10 protein-coding genes are annotated in these 16,404 nt (G+C 54.4%); 2 read left to right on the top strand and 8 right to left on the bottom strand.

Annotated features, from left to right (window positions below; genetic code table 11):
- Positions 1-110: 110 nt before the first annotated feature.
- The 4 genes from pglZ to F8C90_RS06970 are packed head-to-tail and all read right to left on the bottom strand — an operon-like array spanning position 111 to position 8,874.
- A complete protein-coding gene (gene pglZ / locus F8C90_RS06955) occupies positions 111-2,819 on the bottom strand; it encodes a BREX-1 system phosphatase PglZ type A (RefSeq protein ID WP_158049796.1) in 2,709 nt (902 codons plus the stop codon).
- 33 nt (positions 2,820-2,852) lie between these two features.
- Positions 2,853-6,560 carry a hypothetical protein gene (locus F8C90_RS06960; RefSeq protein ID WP_158049797.1) on the bottom strand — a complete coding sequence of 1,236 codons (3,708 nt, stop codon included), beginning with the start codon at positions 6,558-6,560 and terminating at the stop codon, positions 2,853-2,855.
- Positions 6,561-6,562: 2 nt separating this feature from the next.
- Positions 6,563-7,876 (bottom strand): hypothetical protein, encoded by a 1,314-nt coding sequence (locus F8C90_RS06965; RefSeq protein WP_158049798.1) that lies wholly within the window; start codon positions 7,874-7,876, stop codon positions 6,563-6,565.
- A 29-nt stretch (positions 7,877-7,905) separates the two neighbouring features.
- On the bottom strand, positions 7,906-8,874 hold the full coding sequence (locus F8C90_RS06970; RefSeq protein WP_158049799.1) for a BREX-1 system adenine-specific DNA-methyltransferase PglX: 969 nt from the start codon (positions 8,872-8,874) through the stop codon (positions 7,906-7,908).
- A 182-nt stretch (positions 8,875-9,056) separates the two neighbouring features.
- Between F8C90_RS06970 and F8C90_RS11420 the strand changes: the two genes are divergently transcribed.
- Positions 9,057-9,734: a DUF3800 domain-containing protein gene (locus F8C90_RS11420; RefSeq protein WP_158049800.1), complete on the top strand. Its 678-nt coding sequence runs from the start codon at positions 9,057-9,059 to the stop codon at positions 9,732-9,734.
- A 47-nt stretch (positions 9,735-9,781) separates the two neighbouring features.
- Here F8C90_RS11420 and F8C90_RS06980 read toward each other — a convergent pair whose 3' ends face one another.
- The 3 genes from F8C90_RS06980 to F8C90_RS06995 all read right to left on the bottom strand — a co-directional run bounded on the left by F8C90_RS06980 (position 9,782) and on the right by F8C90_RS06995 (position 14,314).
- Positions 9,782-11,839 carry a hypothetical protein gene (locus F8C90_RS06980; RefSeq protein ID WP_158049801.1) on the bottom strand — a complete coding sequence of 686 codons (2,058 nt, stop codon included), beginning with the start codon at positions 11,837-11,839 and terminating at the stop codon, positions 9,782-9,784.
- Positions 11,840-12,225: 386 nt separating this feature from the next.
- A complete protein-coding gene (locus F8C90_RS06990; RefSeq protein ID WP_211361053.1) occupies positions 12,226-14,025 on the bottom strand; it encodes an IS1634 family transposase in 1,800 nt (599 codons plus the stop codon).
- A gap of 73 nt (positions 14,026-14,098) precedes the next feature.
- Complete coding sequence (locus F8C90_RS06995; RefSeq protein WP_158049804.1) at positions 14,099-14,314, bottom strand: hypothetical protein; 216 nt, start codon at positions 14,312-14,314, stop codon at positions 14,099-14,101.
- A 183-nt stretch (positions 14,315-14,497) separates the two neighbouring features.
- Between F8C90_RS06995 and F8C90_RS07000 the strand changes: the two genes are divergently transcribed.
- The gene (locus F8C90_RS07000) at positions 14,498-15,172 is read left to right on the top strand and encodes a DUF3800 domain-containing protein (RefSeq protein ID WP_158049805.1); all 675 of its coding nucleotides are present in this window, start codon (positions 14,498-14,500) and stop codon (positions 15,170-15,172) included.
- A gap of 379 nt (positions 15,173-15,551) precedes the next feature.
- Here the strand turns inward: F8C90_RS07000 and F8C90_RS07005 are convergent, their stop codons facing one another.
- Positions 15,552-16,175, bottom strand: a complete 624-nt coding sequence (locus F8C90_RS07005) for a hypothetical protein (RefSeq protein ID WP_170264581.1) — start codon at positions 16,173-16,175, stop codon at positions 15,552-15,554.
- Positions 16,176-16,404 lie beyond the last annotated feature (229 nt).

The raw sequence follows: 16,404 nt of genomic DNA on the forward strand, positions 1-16,404 counted from the left end.
CGCGACACTATCGGGCGCCCTGCGATTCTCGTCATCCGCTACAAGCACAGGAGCGAAGGCCCGCACACCTCCGCTCCGTCCTCGCTACCAAAACGCTAAGTTCCTCCTCATTACCACCCGAAGTCGTCAACGGGGGCAAACGCCACTTCGATGCGATACTTCTCGCGCCATACCTGAACACCCGAGCTCTTATCACGCGCTACCAGATAATATGCTTCCTTCGAGTTAAACGAGCAGCCCGCCTTCAAGCTGAAGCGCACCTTGATCACGCGGTCCTGCGGGTTGTCGGAAGTAAGATCGGCGTGAGCCTTCACCACATCAGACACTTCGTTTCCTGATGAATCGAGGAAAACGAGCTCATATTCGCACGGCAAAACCTTGCCCGCAGCAGGCTCCTCCTGCAAAAGGCTCACGTTAAAGAGCGAATTGGTTATGCGCCGCGATTCCGAAAGCACACGAATCGTCGCGGCTTGGGTATCCTGGAAGCCCTTCGCACCCGAACGAACTCGACGGAACGATAGCACGGGAACGCACAGCTCTTGCAGCGTCAGCCCCCCGTGCACGTAGTTGCGCGTACCACCCGGCTGCTTGATGCGGATAGCGCGATGCGGCGCAAGCCCCGTGTATCTGCCGCCCGAAACGTCGCTCATGTTCATTTCCACAAACAGCGTGCTTGCCGGATCCCCTATCGAGTCAGCCCATTCGGCGTCGTCCGCGTGAGCCACGATATGGCGCTTACCTGCAACGACAGGCGACAGCGGCATATCGCCCTTGTCGAGACTTCCGCATTCGCGCAGTTCACCGCGCGTATACAAGAAGCCATGATCGGCCGTTATCGTCACCTGGCAGCCCTGCACTTCAGACGTGAGGCGCCTTGCAAGCGCGCAAAGAGAATCTATCTCGTCGGCACACGCCTTGAACACGTCGTCTTCCGTCGCGATTTTTTCGCCTGTGGAATCGATCTTGTTGTGGTACAGGTACACCACGGATGCACCTTTGACGAGCGCCTTTCGCTCCTCGGCAGGCAAATCGAGGAAGTCCTCGACGCGCAGGGCCCGTGCATCGGCAGCAGTGGCGCGCAGAACCGCCTCGCGCTGCGAGGTGGTGGCGGTGGGCATGCCGTTCGCGAACACCGTCCCCGTCTCCCAATCGAGCGACAAGTCTCGCTGCGGCAACAGCGCCGCCATGCCGAATTCGGTAACCGAGGGGAACACTGCCTGCATGCTGGATAGCGCGACGACGCTGCCCCTTTCACGCTCGAGCACACGTGCCATCTGAGCCGCGACCTCAAATCGCAGCGCATCGGAAATGACAACGACCGCATTTTTCGCACTGCCCTTGCACGAAGGGAGCACCTCCCAGTAAAACCGCCGTTCACGAGGCACGCCTTCGATGTAGCCCGCGCTTGCCCATTGCGAGGACGCTGCGTTCTCCCAGCACGCGTTCACACCTTCGATGTACCAATTTGAGTACAGGTTCTCCGCCCAGCCGACCACGCTGCGCAGCGGCCCTTCGAGCGCAGGGCGCGGCTTGGTTTTGCACAGCTCGAAGGAATGGCACAGGTGGCGATAGAAGCTGTCGGCGCGGTACCAGTCGGTCTCGTAGGCGCGCCACACTTCCTTCGCCTGAGCTACATGGAAACCTCCCGCATGCTCGCGCCGAAAATCGCATAGGCTCGCAGCAGCATCAAGCGCATCGAAATAGCACGCCACGTAGTTATGCCAGGCCAAATCCTTGCGGCGGGCGCACACTCGATGCGCCTCTTCAGCGCGGTCGGCACCATCCGCCAGCGAAACCATGAGGCCACCAAGAATCGCCTCATTTATGCAAGGAAACACGTCACAATCGACGATGTCGTCAAGCGGCAGACCCGCAAAACGCGCCGGCAAGCCGCACGACTCCTCTACGATTCGCGCCACTTCATAGAGATCGGCCGCACCCTCGCTTCTGTCCCAGTCCCTCACGATGGACAAACAGAACGGCGCATGCTGTTTCGATATACAGCGCTCAAGCCCCGAAAGCGCACCATCGGGAAGCACGAACGACGCCGCCGATACGAGAACGTGCGAAGCAAGCGCCTCGAGCGAAGATGTTTCGTCAAGCGCCCCCGTAAAACCCGTCTTGCGCGCAACAAAATTTGAAAGAGCCTCGTCAGCACCATATTTAGCGAAGGGATCGAACGCGTCTGCCGGGTTTTCCCTGCACTTCAGCAGCGAGCGCATATATCCGCGCACGATAAATCCGACCGAAGCATCCTCAGGACCCGCCGCGCCAAGCAACGCCGCAAGCACACCCACCTCGACGTCTTCAGCCGACGAAGGCTCGGGCATGCAGTCGTGAAACTTCTTAATGCGCACCTTCGAGGCGAAATAGCCTTGGAATCCCCGCAGGGCATCGCGCACCGCGTCGGCATTCGACGCCCCGAGCTCTGTGGCCAAAAGCGAGAAGCGGTCGGCCTGGAACGACTCCGCGTACAACTCGACGTCGGCCAGCCAATCGCCCTCGACTTTGCCCTTGCCCCGTTTCCGGTACAGCAAGATGTCGTTCTCCGCATCGTCGCGGGCGATGAGCTTCTTGACAAGAAACATAACACCCTCTTCGGCCTTGAGAAACCGAAGATTGCGCGGGAAACCGCCCCCGGCAGGCATGACCCCGTCCGCAACGCCCGCGCCGTCGAAGCCCTCCGCTGCCAGCTTGTTGAAGTCTTCCTCGAACTCGCCGTCGGGGTCGTGCCACACCACCACGCGCCGCGCGTCGAAATCGCCCAAAGGACGCGCGAACCGCAGCTTCAACTGTTCGTTTATATCTAACTGATTCATCGTTCCATCTCGTGTTTTAAAGGGACTCGTCGTTTATGCCTGGCGCAATTTCGCAAATTCGGCTTTCGCTTCTTCATGCTCAGCGCGCACCGAATCAATCAAAGCCGCCTGACTGCGGCAACTTTCAAGCTGAGCCTGGCATTGAGCCAGCTCCGCCTTTCTCGCCTTCTTCTTGCTAAAGGAGAAGAAGCTCATTTTATCTATCTCGCTGGAAAGCATCTTCGCCTGCTGCTCAAGTCCGGGGATCTTCGCCCTCGCATTTTCCAATTCCTGAATTTTTGCTTCAAGAGCATCAATTTCCTGCTCTTTTTCATTTTTTGCGGCCAAACGAGCAACAGCGTCATCGAGTTGCCTCAATTGCTGCTTGAATTCCGATATCCCTGCGGGTAGCGCCACACCCCGCAGCGTGCCGATGCTCTGATTGTTCGTCTCGATACTATCGCTCATCAGCTCTAAGATATCGTTTATCTCAACCAAAAATCTCTTCGAACCCTCGAGCGCTTCTTTGGGAATCATCCTTTCAAGAATAGTCTTATAGCGAGAAGCCAGCTCAAAGAGGATGACATTGTACCTACCGGCCTCCTCGCGAATTGCCTCAAGAGTAGATGCGCTATCGGAAGACATCCCGATCAGCGCATCGATTTGCTCCTGCCGCGATCGAAGAATTGAGGGGACAACACATTCCTTCCCTCGGTCGACAAGCTCGCGCGCAACGCCATCGTTGGGAATAAAGTCTATTCCCCATTTTTTTATATCGTCAATGTACCCACGGGGGACTACGTCCTCCAAACGAAGCAGCTTCGCTTCCCCTTTAGGGAAAAGCGCTTCAAGACGGTCTCGTAGTGCTGTTTTTTCGGGCATGTCGTCGAGAATACCTTCTTCGGTCACTATTTTCGCTTCATCGTCGGCGAAAAGAGCTGCGCTTGGGAAAGCACCCTCGAAGATGTTCTTCAACACATCATATGCCTCATGACCGGTCGCTTCTGTCTCTCCGAAGCAATCGTTGGCCGCATAAATATCGAGCAACTTGCCGTAGTACGGGACAAACTTCTCGCCATATTCCGCAAGCATGCGTGCGCCGGCTATCGTCGCATCGCGCGCATCAACCTCTTCGCCATCGAGTTGGAAGACATATCTATTCTGACCAGCGGTAAATAACTTCTGGAAGAAGTTTGGGATGGGCGAAGCAATTCGACTCGCCAAATCCGTGAATTCATCTTTGGTGAGCTTCTCCCCGAAAGCCGCCTTGAGACCCCTTTCCGCATCTGATTCAAAAGGCTTGTCCAACTCGACAGTTGCCGCTATGTGTTTCACCACTTCGCGAATAGCATCAATGTCGATATTTTCATCCATGGAGAGGCAGACACGTAGATAGTCGGAATGATCAAGAGAGTACGGGCGAATATTGAACTCGAGTCCATTTATGCCCGTGCCGGAATTGTACTGGACAATGAAACATTTGGTGTTTTGAGCATCGACTTCGCAATCCCACATAGTTTTTTGCGCAAAAGCAGCAAAGGGCGAAGTGGGGTCAGTCATCTGATTGGCCATTTCGACATAATGCGCCTGGCAGAACATAGCCCACCGCAATGGTGCCGTCATAAAGGCGGATGTCTGACCGAGCTTGGCGGCGCGATCGCCCGAGTCAACGTAAATAATGCGGTTTGAAAGCTCAATGTCGTCGTTGGAAACGTGTTCAGGGACGGCTACGAACGGGCGCTTCTGCCCAAAGAGGCCGTCGCGCTCGTAGTTTTCGACCACGTGCCACCCATCAGGGATGGCAACGTCAAAATGCTTGCCCCGTGCCACCCGGCCCTCGTCAAAAGTTAGCGAAGCGGCATCGACCGAATGCTCGTCGGGCGTCATGTCGTTGATTGCCTTCAACAGATCATCCGGGTCAATGCTCATGTCGCCTTGTTCTGCCCGTTCGAGCTTGTCGAGAAATTCCTGAGGGAACGTGGCTACGCCCACGAGCTGCGCCGCCGTTACCGCAAGACGCGCAAGGGAAAGCTTATCTTCGCGAGTTGGCCCGTCCGACTCGGGCTCGGGAGCAGGCTCGGAAGCAGACTCTATCTCGGGCTCGGATTCGGAAGCAGGCTCGATCTCGGGTTTGGAATCGGGCTCGAGCTCGGATTCGGGCTCGGGAGCAGGCTCAATCTCGGACTCAGATTTGAGCTCGGACTCGGATTCGAGCTCGGGAACAGAGCCAGACGTCGAGTCGTCCCCTGAATCTTCCACAAGCGCGGCACCTTCGAAAGAAAGCTTCTCGTATTCGCGTTTGCGCCAATCGTCACCGCCGAGCATGTCATCGTCAGTAAGCACACCGTTTTTATAGAGCAGGTTGATCATGGTTTGCGTGGTGAGCTTATGCGGATAATCGAACCGGACGCAGATGAGCACACACCCATAATAATCTTGCGAAATGCTTTCAATCCATGCACCGACAAGGCCAGCAACGGGAGAGTCTTTCCATGCGTCTTCCCCGTAATCAGCATATTCGTCAAAGGGACTTGGGTCAGAATCCCTCCAACGCAGATTTCCCACTCTTCGATTAATCAGCCGATATCCGTCTGGCGTCCCAAACGCTATAAAGGGATCCGACGCCGAGCAACTCAGCGACGTCCCCGCTTTCACTGCATGCTGCTCAAGTTCGCTCTTGTGGATCATTGCGTGAAAATATGACTTGCGAATTTCAACCGCGTAATCAGCATCGATCGCCGCTACGCGTTCGGGCAACACAAGTTGTTCCTCGTTTTCGCGCGTTAGAGTCTTCGGCCCACCGACCTTTTTCCATAGCGATACAAGTTCTTTCAACTTGGCATTGCGCACGCAGAAAGGAGCAGTTTCCTTAAGTTGATTGCGCAAAGCAGTTTCGCTCATCTTGATCACGCCATTTTGTTTAAGACAGGAAAGAAATGTCTCCTCGTGATTGGCTTTCCACTTCCTTTGAGCTTCTTTTAATTCAGTGCTTTTATCTGGATTTGCAGCTATCAGTTCATCGACCGAAGCCGGCTTTTCGTCATTAGGAAGCGAAGAGTATGTTTCTTTGAGCCAGGATAGAATTTCGTCTTGGTTGACGCCGGGTGTACCCGATTGAACAAGAATGCCTCGTTCCTGCAACAGTTTTCGAGGCGTGAGACCATACCAATCACCGCTCACTCTACCCAAAAACGTAAGGGCATCCGAATAGTCGGGATAGGTTTTTTGCAATGAAGCCATCGTCTTCGCGAAGATCCCGTCTTCCTTGATTCTCCCCGCAAGTTCCTCGAGCGCTTCATCCATCTCGTCACGCGTGAATTTTCGCGCAGCTTCCCGTTTTTCGCCCGCTAGCAAGCCTTCGCCGATAAGAACATTCTTGAACACATCCCCAAAATCCCTCTGAGAATTGTTTTGGAGCGTTTTCAACTTGCCTTTTAAGTCAGGGTTTTCTTCTATGAGCTGAGAGGGATTAGCACAAAGAGTCTTCCCATCGTAGCGGCGATGGAGCTCGGCAAGCACTTCTTTGGCATCAGTTGTGAAAGGATGGCCAGCCTTATTCGCCTCGAAACCGTAAGCAGTAAAAAAGTCATCACGAGACTGATAGCCTATTTCCTTATACGCCTTCCCTATGCGTTCTGACAATTTTTTGTGGTCGTTAGTAATTCGGACAACCTTGCCATCGGGATAATATTCCTTGAGCTGCTCTATGATGCGATCCACTTTGGCCGCAAGCTTCGGGTCCTCAATTTTAATGGGCTCCATGGTTAATCCTCCTCGCTCACAGCACTGCTCAGCGAACGCTTTTCGGGGTCGAGCTTCAAAAGGGATCGCATTTCTTCCAAAACAGCGGGAAGGTCGATTGGATCTAACTCCAGTCGAACATCAAGATGAGCCTGCTTTCGCCAATCCCCTCGCGAACTTTGCGTTTCCACATTCACCACGGTTGCACGAATATGGGGTAGCAAGCATGCAAATACCGCCCGCTTGTCCTCCGACGGGTTCCGATAGCCTCCGACGTTTCCAAGCGACCTTCCCTCTTTATCGAAAAGCTCAATCCCCGCATACTTGAAATAGGGACTATTCCAATCAGATTTCAGGCATACTTCAGAGCCGGAAATACAGTGCTCAATATTTTGATTACGTCCGAGGTACTTGGCCCCCGTCACTTCGCATTTGAAGGGAAATGTCGAAAGGACACCGATGACGTAATCGCTAATTTTCTCAAATTCATCTTCATTCGGATTGTCCCAATTGAACAGGGGTGCATTCAATTTCTCAAGCCAGCTGTCGACGTCATCATAGTCATCTTCATAGGGCTCTTCCCACGACCCCCAATCGTTCCACTGGGAAACGGCACAGTTGAACGCAAGGTGCGCTAAACCATCAATCTCATCTCTGTTTTCCGCACGACCTTTTTTTAAAAGCTCCCACAGTTCATGGCTATCAATGCTGTCGTCCTCCCCTTCTTCCGCGGCATCATGCAAAAGCGCCCGGCCATGATGGACGCCGCTGAAAACGGAAATAGTTTCATAGCCATCGTATTCGTCTGCATCAAGGAAGGCGACGCCGTACTCACCTTCGGGAAGGCCCAGAAAGAAGGAATCAATGTCGCTAGAATTCGGTTCCCATGCCGTGCTGTAGTAAAGTTGAATTACCCATCTATCGCCATATCGGGAAAGTTCGACGCTCGCTTCTTCGCTCATTGGTCGACCCGAAGGACGAACTCCAAACTTAAAATCAGCATCCTGAAAGCGAGAAGAAAAGACCCTTTCTAGTGCTTCAACCTGAGAAGCGTAGCCTGAGGCGGAACTCGTCGACGATTCCCATCCAAGCGAATTATCTGAAGAAAGGTCCTCATCTACGGGCGCGCCCGAAAAGGCGAGCCAATAATAGCAAGTGAGCGCTGATTCAATAGCTTGATACATTCCTTCGGCAGATCGCAACCCCAGAATGTCATGGAAATCAAGCCCCGTCTCTTCCGAATTCGCCGCAAGGTTCGCCGCAAAGTTCAGGAGCACCTTTTTCATGTTTTCGGTATCAGCGGCAATCGCGAGATCGTTGGTATGATAATTCGCCATAGTCAGCCCCTCCTTTTCCGATAAATCAGCTACTTGATTTTCGCTAGCACGTCCTGGAACTTCGCGTAGTTCACTTTCACGCCATCGTCGAGGTCTATCTCGATCATCTGATCGGCGAGATGGTGCACCTTCTCCTCGAACTCGCTTGCCTCGCGCAACTGGTCGTTCAGCTTGGAGATGCGTTTCTCCAGCTTCACACGGTTGCCCTTTTCCGCCGTGGCAAGCGCATCTTCCGCATACGACACCTGCGCACGGTAGCGTTCCTGCTGCTGATGCACGTAATCGGTGCGCACGCGCGCGAGCAGGTCGGGCTGATAGCGGTGCATGTAGATGAGCGCCTTGAAGCCGTTCTTCTTGCCCGAGTCGAACTGCCAGTAAATCGGACGTTTTTTGTATGTCTGGCAGTGGTCCTTGAAGAATTCCTTCAGAAAATACGAGCGAATGACATCACGCGACGTGCCCTTGCCGCCGAGCGCATCGGCCACAAACCGCAGGTTCTCCTCAAGCGTCTCGGCGCCGTAGGCAACACGCATGAATTCCACGAAGCGGCCCACGATGTCGTCTTCGAAGTACTCCTCGTCGGTGATGGGGATGACGTTGTCGGCGTCGGGCATGAAGGAAACGCTCGCCGGGTCGGGCATCTTCTGCAGGTAGTCCTCAACCGTGTCGCCCTGATCCGCCAGCACCAGCCCGTCCACGTCGAGCGAATAGCGCCCGAACATGCAGCCGACCGCGTAACTGATCAGGCTGGTTATCTCGTCGCGCTTGGTGCGCACGTACTTGTTGCCCTTGTAGCTTTCGGGAATCTCCTCCGCCGTGTCGAAGATGCGCGCCACCGAGACGTATTTGTCCTCGACTTCAATAGGAACCTCACCGACCATGTTGTATATCTCGGCGAAGATGCGGTTGAGCTCCTCCTCATTCGCACGCAACTGCTCGAACCGTTCGTTGACCTCGGCTTTTCGCGCCGCGTACTTATCTGCCAAAAGTGTCGCCATCAGTGATTGCCTCCTCTTTATGCTGCCAGTTTACATTGAATTTCGAACATTTGTTTGTTACAATTACGACTTGAAAGGAAGTGCTCGGCATGGTATAAAATAAGCGGTTTCCTCGAATAGAGGGACCTCCGAGCGTCGGGGGGTTTCCCCCCCGACATTTTTATTTTAAAGGGGGTCGGCTCATGAGGGAGCTGTCTATTTTCATAGACGAATCTGGCGATGCGGCATTTCGATCCGATTTTTACCTTGTCACTTTGGTGTTCCATAGGCAGGATGAGCCCATTCAGCCCAATATCGCCCAGTACGAATGCACCCTCACGAAAGAGTTGCTCGATACAATCCCCTTTCATTTCAACCCACTGCTTAATGGGCAGGACGACTACAAATGGAAAGACATTCGCAGCAGGAAGCGTCAACTTCATGCATTCAGAATATTCGCGGAACATCTTCCCATCGCTTACGCCGCATTCGTTTTCGAGAAGCGCAGTCGCGTCACAAATACTGCCCAACTGACGCGAGCAATAGAAGCCGACGTGAAGGGCCTCCTTCGATCGAAGCAAGCCTATCTGCAAGACTTTGACCAGGTGAAAATCTACTACGATGACGGGCAGAGCATCGTAACGAAGGCGCTTCACCTCGCTATCGAGGGCGCCATCTCGAGTCAGGCGGCCGTATACAAAGACGCCTCCCCCAAACTGTACCGGCTCGCGCAGGTCGCCGATTATCTGTGCGGAATCGAGTTGACGGCTGCCAAGTACGAGCGGCACCTGGAAACGCGAACCGACGTCGAGTTTTTCGGAAGTATCCGAAATTTCAAGAAGAACTACCTCAAAAAGATTCGCAGAAAGCGACTCAACTGAGGTTTTCGCTTCTTTATAGAGAAGTGTCGTCATCGGTGATTGCCCTTCTATCCCATTCTCTCTTCATATCGCTCTCGACGTATCAGATAATCGCGATACTCCGACTGACAAGCTTTCCTTATCGCCTTCAGCTCTCCTTCGATTGCGGGGAGAGCGTCACGCTTCGCATGCGCGTCTTTGAGAAGCCCCTCCTTTTGCGAAAGCTCGCTTTCAATTACCGACAAGCGCTCCTTCAGGGGTTTTCTCGCTTTGAAATCGAACAATCCCAGTTGTTTGATCTGCTTTTGCAGTTCTTCCTTCTCCACAAGAAACGAACGCCTCTCCTTTTCGAACTGCTCAATGCGCCCCGACTTTTCCTTGGCGTCGGCAAGCGCGGCACTCGCGTTGAGCAGTCTTTGACCCCAATCGACGCCATCCTGGCACCAAAGGAACCACATGCCGTTATCCGATTTGATTGTCTTTTGCTCATCCAGCAGCTCGGCCATCTGCGCAGCCTCACCCATCGGAAGATATCTTTGGTACTCATTCGTAATCGTCCGCGAAGGATCCGACATGAGCTGAAGCATTTTGTCGTATTTTACGGAGCCTCCATTCGAGTTGGGCTGCCGCCATTTCGCGTTACGCGTGCGGTTTAGATCATCAAAAATCTCCTGCTCCGTGAGGCCGCCTCCGCGCTCGAGAAGGTGATAGCAAACCCGTTCCCTCGGCCCGCCATCGAATGTTGTGCTTTTATCCCCTTTTCGACCCTTCTCAAACTGTTCTACGACTTTTTCATGCTGATCAAGCGCATACTGCTCAGCTCCCGCCTCGACCGCGGCCTGGCGCGCCGCTTCGCGCGCTTCCTCGTCCTTCCGCCTGTCTTCTTCGGTATACGTCTTCTTTTCCGCAATCTGCAGTGCGAGTTTCTGAAGCAGCGCCCGATTGGGCTCCACTTGGACGCTCGGTTTTCCCTTACTTGACGAGGCATCTTTGGCGGCCAACTTGTCTGCCGCCTTCTTTTTCTTCAGTTCCTCCTCAATCTCGTAAGGCAGCCAGACCGGAGGGCAGTGGCGCACGCGCTTCAGCAAAGGATTCTTCTGCCTCCCTGCAACGTGGCCAACCACTCTCGGGAAATACATGTCAGCGTCCATGCTCTTGCGTTCCGAGAAGGCAATGGTAAAGGGTTTGCCAGCAAGCGACCGACTGAGCTGGCGCATGTCCCAAATCAGTCTCGCCACCAAGTTGTAGAAGCAGGGGATCCCCGCGGTGAGGCGGTTGTCGCAGCGAACCGCGTAATCGCCGTCATTTGCGTTGCAAATGGTAATGGCCTGAGCGTATGCAGCAAGATTGGCCAGCGTGATTCCCGTCAAGTCGCCTTCCGGCAAAGCTTTGCTGATTCCAGGAGCTATCGCGATGCGCGGAATGATAAGGCCCTCGTCTTCTTCAACCTTGGCCAAAAGCGCAGCGAAATGGTTCGCCAAGTCGGAGGTGTCGCTGAACTCCCCTTCTTCGACCACTGTTTTCAGATCATCCAGCTTCGGCTCATTTGCATGAATGCCCTGGATGGAGTGGTGCTTACCGTCCCAAGCGATATCGTCCTCTTGGAAGAACAGCAGGTCGTCGGAGAGCAGCGACATCATCAAAACCGGCAGATCTTGCGTGTCAGTACTTCTTTCGAAGTCCAACTTGCCCTCTTTGCGTTTCTCTGGAGCATGTCGCTCGGCCTTCGCTTCAGAATCGGCGCCCTGCTTTTCAGAAAGGCTGGGCGCACTCTCACTTGCCGGCGTGTTAGGCGATCCACTGGGAAGATTGATCGAGGGACATTGGTCCACCGTCATCGAAAGGGGGTTCTCCTGCCTTCCCGCCACGCTGCTGACCGTCATCGGAAAAAGAACGTCCGCATCGAAGTTTCGGCTCCCTACGAAAGCGACGGTGAAGGGCTTGCCGGCGAGCGACAAGCTGAGCTGCCGCATGTCCCAAATGAGTCGCGCCATCAAGTTGAAGAAGCAGGGGATTCCCACGGCGAGGCGGCTATCATAGAGAACTCCATAATTGCCATCATCGGTATTGCGAACGATGATGGCGCGCGCGAATGCGGCCAGGTTGGCCAGCGTGATCCCCGTCAAGTCGCCTTCCGACAGGCTGTTGCTGATTTCCGGGGCGATTGCGCCGCGCGGGACGACAAGTCCCTCGTCGTCCTCAAGCTTGACGAGGAACGCGACGAAGTGCTTTACCAGGTCGGAGATGTCGTCGAACCCCCCTTCCTCGGCCACCGCACTCAGCTCATCAAGCTTTGGCGCGTTCGCCTGGATACCCCGTATGGAGTGGCGTTTACCGTCCCAAGCGATTTCGCCCTCCCGGAAGAACAGGTAGTCATCGGAGAGCAGCGACAACATCAAAACTGGCAGATCCTGCACGATGGATCCCCTTTCTTGTTATCCTCGTAGCCTGAATTTTGCAGTTGATTAGGCCCGTTTACCCCTTCTGAGCTGGGGAAACGGGCCTTTTTCTCTTACATTTTCTTGTTCGGACTGGGAATCTGCAGCTTTGCCTGCGAGAGCGCGGCCTTGATATCCTTCAGCCGCATGTTCTGCCGGGTCAGGTCGACCCCGGCCATCCTGCACAGGTCGTCGCTGGCGTCGGTCCTATGGTCGAAGCGCCACCAGTTGCCCTCGAGGTGCGTGCCGCACATGGCGGCCAGCTCGTCGGCGATCACCCGGGCTGAGTACTTCCCGCCCGTCGCGGCCTGGATGATCCTCAGGATGCAGAGTGCGACGTAGCAGGTGAGGAAGTGCGCCTCGATGTGCTCCTCGCGTGAGACGTACACCGGCCGAGTCTCGAGATCGCTCTTCGTGACCTTGAAGGACTCCTCGATCTTCCAAAGGCCCCTGTAGGCCTCGATAATTTCACCGTCGCTCATGTCGGTCTCGCTGGTGACGATGCAGTAGTAGCCGTCGCAGGCCTCCTCGGCCGCCAGGCGCTCCTCGTCGAACTCCAGCACGTCTGCTGCCCCGACGAGCTCGCCGGTCTTGGCGTCGACCCTCATCCCCTTGACGTACTTGGCCGCGCCGAAGTGGGTGGCCGCGGTGTAGGCGCCGGGATTCGACACCAGCTTCCTCGCCTTGTCGATCGCCGCCTGGCGCTCCTTGCGGGCGCGCCTCTGGTACTTCTCGGACCAGAAGGCGACGTACTTGACGTCGACCCTGACTTTCTTCTTTTTGCCGTCGTCTCCCTCGACGGTCACAGTCTTGTAGCCCTGCTTGCTCTTGACCTTGTAGGTGACGCGGCCCTCCCCGTCGCAGGTGCAGGCGTAGCCGGCCTCCGAGAGCACCCACTTCTTGAGCTTGGCGCCGGACTTGGTGCCGCGGATCGACTGCGAGTAGACGAAGCCGTCGCCGCGGGCGGTCAGGGCGGCGATGTTGGTCGAGCAGTTGTTGCCCTTGTCGCCGACGGCGACGACGCGCTGGCACCTGTAGTCGCGCTTCATGCCCTCGAGGACGTCGAGCATCGTGCAGGCGTCGGGGGTGTTGCCGGGGAAGAGCTTGTAGCCGATCGGGATGCCACCCGAGTCCTGGAGCAGGCCCATCTGCACGATGGGGCTCTTGCGATGCTCCTTGGACACCCCCTTCTGGCGCAGCCCGTCCGGCTCGTCGACCTCGAAGTAGTAGTTGGTGACGTCGTAGAACACGCAGGTGGTGTCGCGGATCCCCATCTTGTCCACGGCGCGGTTGACAGCCGAGACGATCCTGCCGCGGCAGGCGCGCAGCACGTCGAGGGCGCGGTAGGTGTCGCCGAGCTCGAACTCCGTCCTGAAGAAGTAGCGGTCTTTGTTCTCCCAGGCGTGCTTCTTCGATCCTGGGCCCAGGATGCGCTCGACGACGAGCAGCCTCATGACGGCGTTGGCGTCGTAGTCGGCCTTGGACCCCCTGGTGGCGTTGCGGATGACGGTCTCGACGCCCAGGGCGCTGTAGACGGCCAGCAGCACCGCCGAGCCGATATTCTTCCTGGCCTCGGCCCGCTTGTCGATCTTCTGCTGAGGGTGGATCTCGATGGTGACGGTCTGGGCCTCGGCCTTCTTGGCGGCGTTGCGCTCCCTGCAGACCTGCTTGAAGTGGGCGACGGGGTCCGGCCCGTACTCGCCCACCAGGTCGTCGACGTAGCCCAGGGACTCGACGGTCCTGTGCCTGACCTTGCCGCCCTCGCGGTAGCCCTCGACGATCGAGAGATAGGTCCCTCCCTTGCGCCCCGACTTGTGCAGATACACCCTCTGACCTGGCCTTTCGCTGTTTTTGCAGATACCAGATTCTACCACAAACAACAACAGACAGCAACAAAAAAAGATTATCAAACTTGACACAAAAATAGCCGCTGAGCTGCGGCTTTGATCAGGAAACGGCTAGGAGTGCTGCAAAATTATGGAGGTCGGAGATGTCGTCGAACCCCCCTTCCTCGGCCACCGCACTCAGCTCATCAAGCTTTGGCGCGTTCGCCTGGATACCCCGTATGGAGTGGCGTTTACCGTCCCAAGCGATTTCGCCCTCCCGGAAGAACAGGTAGTCATCGGAGAGCAGCGACAACATCAAAACTGGCAGATCCTGCACGATGGATCCCCTTTCTTGTTATCCTCGTAGCCCTTTAACATCGAACGTTTGTTTGCTATAATTTCATCTTGAAAGAGCGCCCTGGCCTGTGATATAAACTAGATAGCGTTCCGCAATGGAAGGCTGTCGAAGTAGCCGGGGGCTGTCCCCCGGCATTTTTTTATTTCGGCAGAAGGGCTCACAATGAACGAACTCTCTATCTTCATCGACGAGTCCGGTGATGTTGGACCTGGATCCGAACGTTATCTGGTCACCCTCGTTTTCCATAATCAGGCTGTCGATATCTATGAGAATATTGAACGATACGAGCAATCCATCAGAAACTCCGGGCTTGCGAAGACTGCATTTCACTTCACGCCCATCATAAGAGGACATGACCAGTATTCGCTGATGGAATATCGAACCAGAAGAAAGCTCTTCACTGCGTTTGCTATCTTTACTGAGAAAATTGACTTCAAATATGGAACATTTGCTTACTTGAAGCGCGAATTCCCGACCCAGGAGACCCTTGAAAACAAAATACGTCGAGATATCAATCTGGCAATACGCAACAATCTCGAATTCTTCCAATCGTTCGACGCCGTTAAGATTTACTACGACAACGGCCAAAAAATAGTCAAACGCGCGATTCACAGCGCAATCGAGGGCACGATTTCCAAAGAAGCCATCGTCTACCGCGACATCTCGCCGGCATCGTATTACTTGTCCCAAGTCGCCGATTACGTATGCGGCATTGAATTGACAGCGATCAGATATCAAACGCATGCAGCAGGCAATACCGAAGAGCGTTTCTTCGGCGAATGGATTAACTTCAAGAAAAACTATTTGAAGAAGATTCGCAGAAAACGAATCGGCTAGATTCCGATGGACGCAGCTTGTGATATAAGACCTTTGGCGAGCCCGCAAGGGGGAGCTATCAAACGTCGGAGGTATTTTCTCTGGCATTAGACCTTGCCTGGTCATGCATGCAAGGCCGAGATACCTAGCATGCCATTTGGGTATGGCTGTACTGTAAGGGGCAGCTTCCAAGAGCTGGGGGCTGCCCCCCAGCAGGGGCTGGCGCACAAGCCCTAGCGTCAAGCGCCGAGCAGCATGCGCAGCGCGCTTGGTGCGGATTGCGCCCCTATAATTCATCGCAACAATGACAGCATAATAACGCTTGCTCACTTCAGCATTAAGAGCCTTCGATTCGTCGATCGTAGAAGAATTGACAGCAAAAATAGTCATAGCGAAAACCTCACACCCACCAAGGCTTTTCGTAGTATTTAGCGACAGTGGAATTTGTCGCAGACGCAAAATCTGATAGCAATTCAAATAAACTCCGAGCGAATGCGTTTTCACCGCGAATGGCATTAACATCTAAATTGATCCACTGCTTTTGAACCCCCAAGAAACACACAAGCAATTCGCTATAGCCTGATTGATTGCAATCAAATAACCGAACTTGCCCAAACACTGGCTCAAGTTTGGATTCAATTTCAGCTTTGCTCTCTTTAATCTCCTTAATGCAGCGCCTTTTGCGTACGCTAGGACAATTGGAGAAAACAGGGATTCGGCTAAAGCAATCGAACAAATAAGAAAAACACTCGATTTCATCATCAAAACGAGGACCCATTTCCCGAAAAGATCTATCGCAGCCCCTATAAGTATTTGCCACTTCTAACAGGTTTTTTTCGAATCGCGCGATGTATCTCGATGAAGAAGACCCAGGATTATTCGCATAGAGATCGCATTTCCCTTCATCGCAGTGTTCAATCGCGCAGATTAAAGTATTTCTTGCGACATGAGACGCGGGAAAAACCGAAGAGGCGCTTTTGCCAAGAAGCTCATTCGACTCTTTTTCCTCGAAATATGCAACCAACAAACTAGGGACATTGACACCGTCTCCGATTCTCTCAATATTACATTGTTTAAGCTCAGCTACAGCTGAGATAAGAGGCTCAGCCGTTATCAGCAATCTATTTGGCTAGTAGCCTTTTGCGGTACCGTCAGTCAGCGAAAGACGGTACCGCAAATCGGCTAATCACGGTACTGGCTAGCCGCTCTCCTCGTCCTTCTTACGCTTCGCGAAGTACTCGCGCATGTTCGGC

The sequence above is a fragment of the Ellagibacter isourolithinifaciens genome (assembly GCF_008831035.1).
In the GTDB taxonomy this organism is placed as follows: domain Bacteria; phylum Actinomycetota; class Coriobacteriia; order Coriobacteriales; family Eggerthellaceae; genus Ellagibacter; species Ellagibacter isourolithinifaciens.